A 3050-nucleotide genomic window follows, 5' to 3' on the forward strand; every position below is an offset into this window, starting at 1 on the left:
CGTCGATCCCGGAACACGGCTCTGCGGCTTGAGCCAGTGGTTGGCGTCGTTCGGAAGGAGCTTCCGTAGGCGGTCGGGCCGCGGTGGCCGAGGCGGGAGTGACGGCGTCGGGTGTCGCAGCGATGAAGCCGGCGGAACGCGTCGAGGCGGGCCCAGCGCTGGAGCCCGGCCGAGGGGAAGGGGCCGCAGGCGAGTCCTCGACCCGCGTCTTCAGCCACGGTGTGTCAGACGGTGTGTCAGGTGCCAGGCCGGTCGGACGGTCGGGCGGGTCTCGGCCCGAGTGTCGCTGTCGGCGGTATCGGCCTCGCGGCAGCGAAACGTCACGCGCGAGAACGTCATGGGCGCGCCGGGAGCAGACCTTGTGGCAACAGCTCCTACGCGGCCCGAGCCGGGGCGCGCCGTCGGCGCTCCCGCGCCCGGCACAACCATCCGCCCTCCGGCCATGTCTCACACCAGACACATCCGTACCGTGGGAGGAACCACACCGTGAAGCGCACCGTCACCGCCGCCGTCCTGCTCGCCACCCTCGCCGCCCTGTCGGCGTGCAGCAGCAGTGACGACAGCGACAAGGACGACACCACCCGTGCCGCCCCGACCACCAAGGCCGCGAGCCCCGGTGTCGACGTCTCCGCCGCGGAGAAGAAGGCCGGTATCCCCCCGGAGCCGACCGGCGCGGCCCGTGACAACGTGCTCGCCGTTCTGTTCGACGTCAACCCGGCGCTGGTCGCCGACGAGGAAGAGGCCATCGACAACGCCCGCAATCAGTGCGCGGCGCTCAACGGCGGAGCCGAGCGGCTGGAGTGGAGCGCGCAGCAGCGATTCAGCAGTAGCGCCCACGAGGTGACAGAGGACGAGGCGAAGCACATCAACATCGGACTGGCGGAGTTCTGCGAGACCGCCGAGCGCGGATGAACGAGCGGGCGTGGAAGTACGCCACCACGGCGGCTTCGCCCGCCTCCCCGAACTCGGCCCGCCGGGCGTGCCCGTCACCCGGCGCATGGATGCTCCTGTGCGGCGGGCTCCACGAGCCCGTCGTCCGACGCCGAACTCGACTATGACGAGGCCGTGTTCATCGGCCACCGTGCCTGGGAGCGGATGGACACCCTCGTACGCCTTCGGAAACGGCGTGGGCTACACGGACTGGACGTACGAGTCGATCGAGTCGGACGGCACCTCGGTCACCGTCACCGTCCGCAACTCCGGAAGCCGGACGGGCCGCGAGGCCGTGCAGCCGTACGCCGCGCATCGAGGAGACGTCGTCCCGGCCGGCGGAGCAGAAGCGTCGAGGGGGGATCCTCTCCGTAGTCGGTGTGGACGACATCGGGCTGGCGGAGTACTGCTCGCCCTCGCTGACGACGGTGGCCCAGCCCTCCACCGAGATGGGCGCCCTCGCGGTCGCCCACCTGCAGGAAGGACCAGGTCACCTCGACGACCCGGGCGCACGGCGGCGCGCAGCCGTGCCGCCGTGCGGGTCATCAGGGCGTTCACCTCCGTGCCGAGCGAGGGAAGCCGCCACCGGCGGATCCGCTTGCCGCGCAGACCGCCGGGACGCGTGCCCGCGTCCGTGCGGCCGACAGCGCTGCCGGCACGCACGGTGCCGCGGCCACTGAGCACCGCGAGCGTGAGCCCCGTCGACGTCGGCTTCCACGGCGGTCCGGAATGTTCCACGGACGGATTCGTGACAGCACCGGAAGGGTTCTGTTTCCCTGGAAGAAGGTAAAACAGAGGTATACGCCCAGCCATTCGCGTACCCGCACCGTCCAGGAGGGGTCGTAATGGATCCTTGGCTGATCTGGTTGATCGTCGCAGGTGTCCTGATCGTGGCGGAGATCTTCACCCTCACCGCCGCTCTCGGAATGCTGGGCGCGGCCGCGCTGATCACGGCCGGGTCCGCCGCGGCCGGACTTTCACCACCTTTCCAGTTCCTGGTCTTCACCGTCGTCGCCACGGTCACCGTCCTTTTCGTGCGCCCCGTCGCGCTGCGTCACGTCATCCAGCCCCAGACGACGCGATTCGGTGTGGACGCGCTGGTCGGCAAGGCCGCCTACGTCGTCTCCGACGTGACGGGCATGGAGGGCAGGGTCCGTATCGACGGCGAGGAATGGACGGCCCGTTCCTATGACGAGACGCTGGTGATTCCGCAGGGAACGACGGTCGACGTCATGGAGATCAGCGGCTCCACCGCACTCGTCTACCCCCGGGAGTGACCATGGAAGCCTCGGCGTTCCTCATCGCCGGTGTGATCGTCGCGCTGCTCGCGGTTTTCACCGTGGTGCGGGCGGTACGCATCGTGCCCCAGGCCCGCGCCCGCAACGTCGAACGGCTCGGCCGCTACCACCGCACCCTGAAACCGGGCCTGAGCCTCGTCATCCCGTACATCGATCGCGTCTACCCGGTGATCGATCTCCGGGAACAGGTCGTCTCCTTCAAACCGCAGCCGGTAATTACCGAGGACAACCTGGTCGTCGAGATCGACACCGTGCTGTATTTCCAGGTCACCGATCCGCGCGCGGCCTTCTACGAGATCGCCAATTTCCTCCAGGCGGTCGAGCAGCTCACTGTCACCACTTTGCGCAATGTCGTGGGTTCCATGGATCTGGAGAAGACCCTCACGTCGCGCGACACCATCAACAGCCAGCTCCGCGGTGTGCTCGACGAGGCCACCGGCAAATGGGGGCTGCGAGTGAACCGGGTGGAGATCAAAGCCATCGACCCCCCGCAGTCCATCAAGGACGCGATGCAGAAGCAGATGCGGGCCGAGCGGGACAAGCGCGCCGCCATCCTCGGCGCGGAAGGACAGCGCCAGTCGCAGATCCTCACCGCCGAGGGCGACAAGCAGGCCGCCGTCCTGCGCGCGGAGGGCAACCGCACCGCCGAGATCCTCAAGGCCGAGGGACAGTCCCGGGCGATCGACGAGGTCTTCCAGGCCGTGCACCGCAACGACCCCGACCCCAAACTCCTCGCCTACCAGTACCTCCAGGTGCTGCCGCAGCTCGCCCAGGGGCCGGGCAGTACCTTCTGGGTCATTCCCAGCGAGGTCACCTCCGCGC

Annotated in this window: 3 protein-coding genes and 3 pseudogenes; 5 read left to right on the plus strand and 1 reads right to left on the minus strand. The window is 68.9% G+C overall.

The window, feature by feature from the left end; translation table 11 throughout:
* Positions 1–486: 486 nt before the first annotated feature.
* The 3 genes and pseudogenes from EBH09_RS33665 to EBH09_RS39550 all read left to right on the plus strand — a co-directional run.
* Entirely contained in the window at positions 487–912 is a 426-nt protein-coding gene (locus tag EBH09_RS33665; protein WP_121750604.1) for a hypothetical protein, read from the plus strand.
* 126 nt (positions 913–1038) lie between these two features.
* Positions 1039–1243: pseudogene (locus EBH09_RS39545) on the plus strand (hypothetical protein); the annotation flags it as partial.
* Between the two features lie 52 nt (positions 1244–1295).
* Positions 1296–1406 (plus strand): annotated as a pseudogene (locus EBH09_RS39550) (substrate-binding domain-containing protein); the annotation flags it as partial.
* A 37-nt stretch (positions 1407–1443) separates the two neighbouring features.
* Here the strand turns inward: EBH09_RS39550 and EBH09_RS39555 are convergent.
* Positions 1444–1632 (minus strand): annotated as a pseudogene (locus EBH09_RS39555) (amidase); the annotation flags it as partial.
* 143 nt (positions 1633–1775) lie between these two features.
* On the opposite strand from EBH09_RS39555, the gene EBH09_RS33680 reads away from it, so the two are divergent.
* Both EBH09_RS33680 and EBH09_RS33685 read left to right on the plus strand, forming a co-directional pair.
* Positions 1776–2207, plus strand: a complete 432-nt coding sequence (locus tag EBH09_RS33680; RefSeq protein WP_121750605.1) for an NfeD family protein — start codon at positions 1776–1778, stop codon at positions 2205–2207.
* A gap of 2 nt (positions 2208–2209) precedes the next feature.
* Positions 2210–3050, plus strand: an 841-nt coding sequence (locus EBH09_RS33685) for an SPFH domain-containing protein (RefSeq protein WP_238697518.1), incomplete at its 3' end; no start/stop codon positions are given.

The sequence above is a fragment of the Streptomyces sp. E2N166 genome (assembly GCF_003671715.1).
Classification (GTDB): domain Bacteria; phylum Actinomycetota; class Actinomycetes; order Streptomycetales; family Streptomycetaceae; genus Streptomyces; species Streptomyces thinghirensis.

Bases quoted from the DNA above. Each gene is read 5' to 3' on its own strand.
- EBH09_RS33680 (WP_121750605.1), top strand. From the start codon at position 1,776: ATGGATCCTTGGCTGATCTGGTTGATCGTCGCAGGTGTCCTGATCGTG.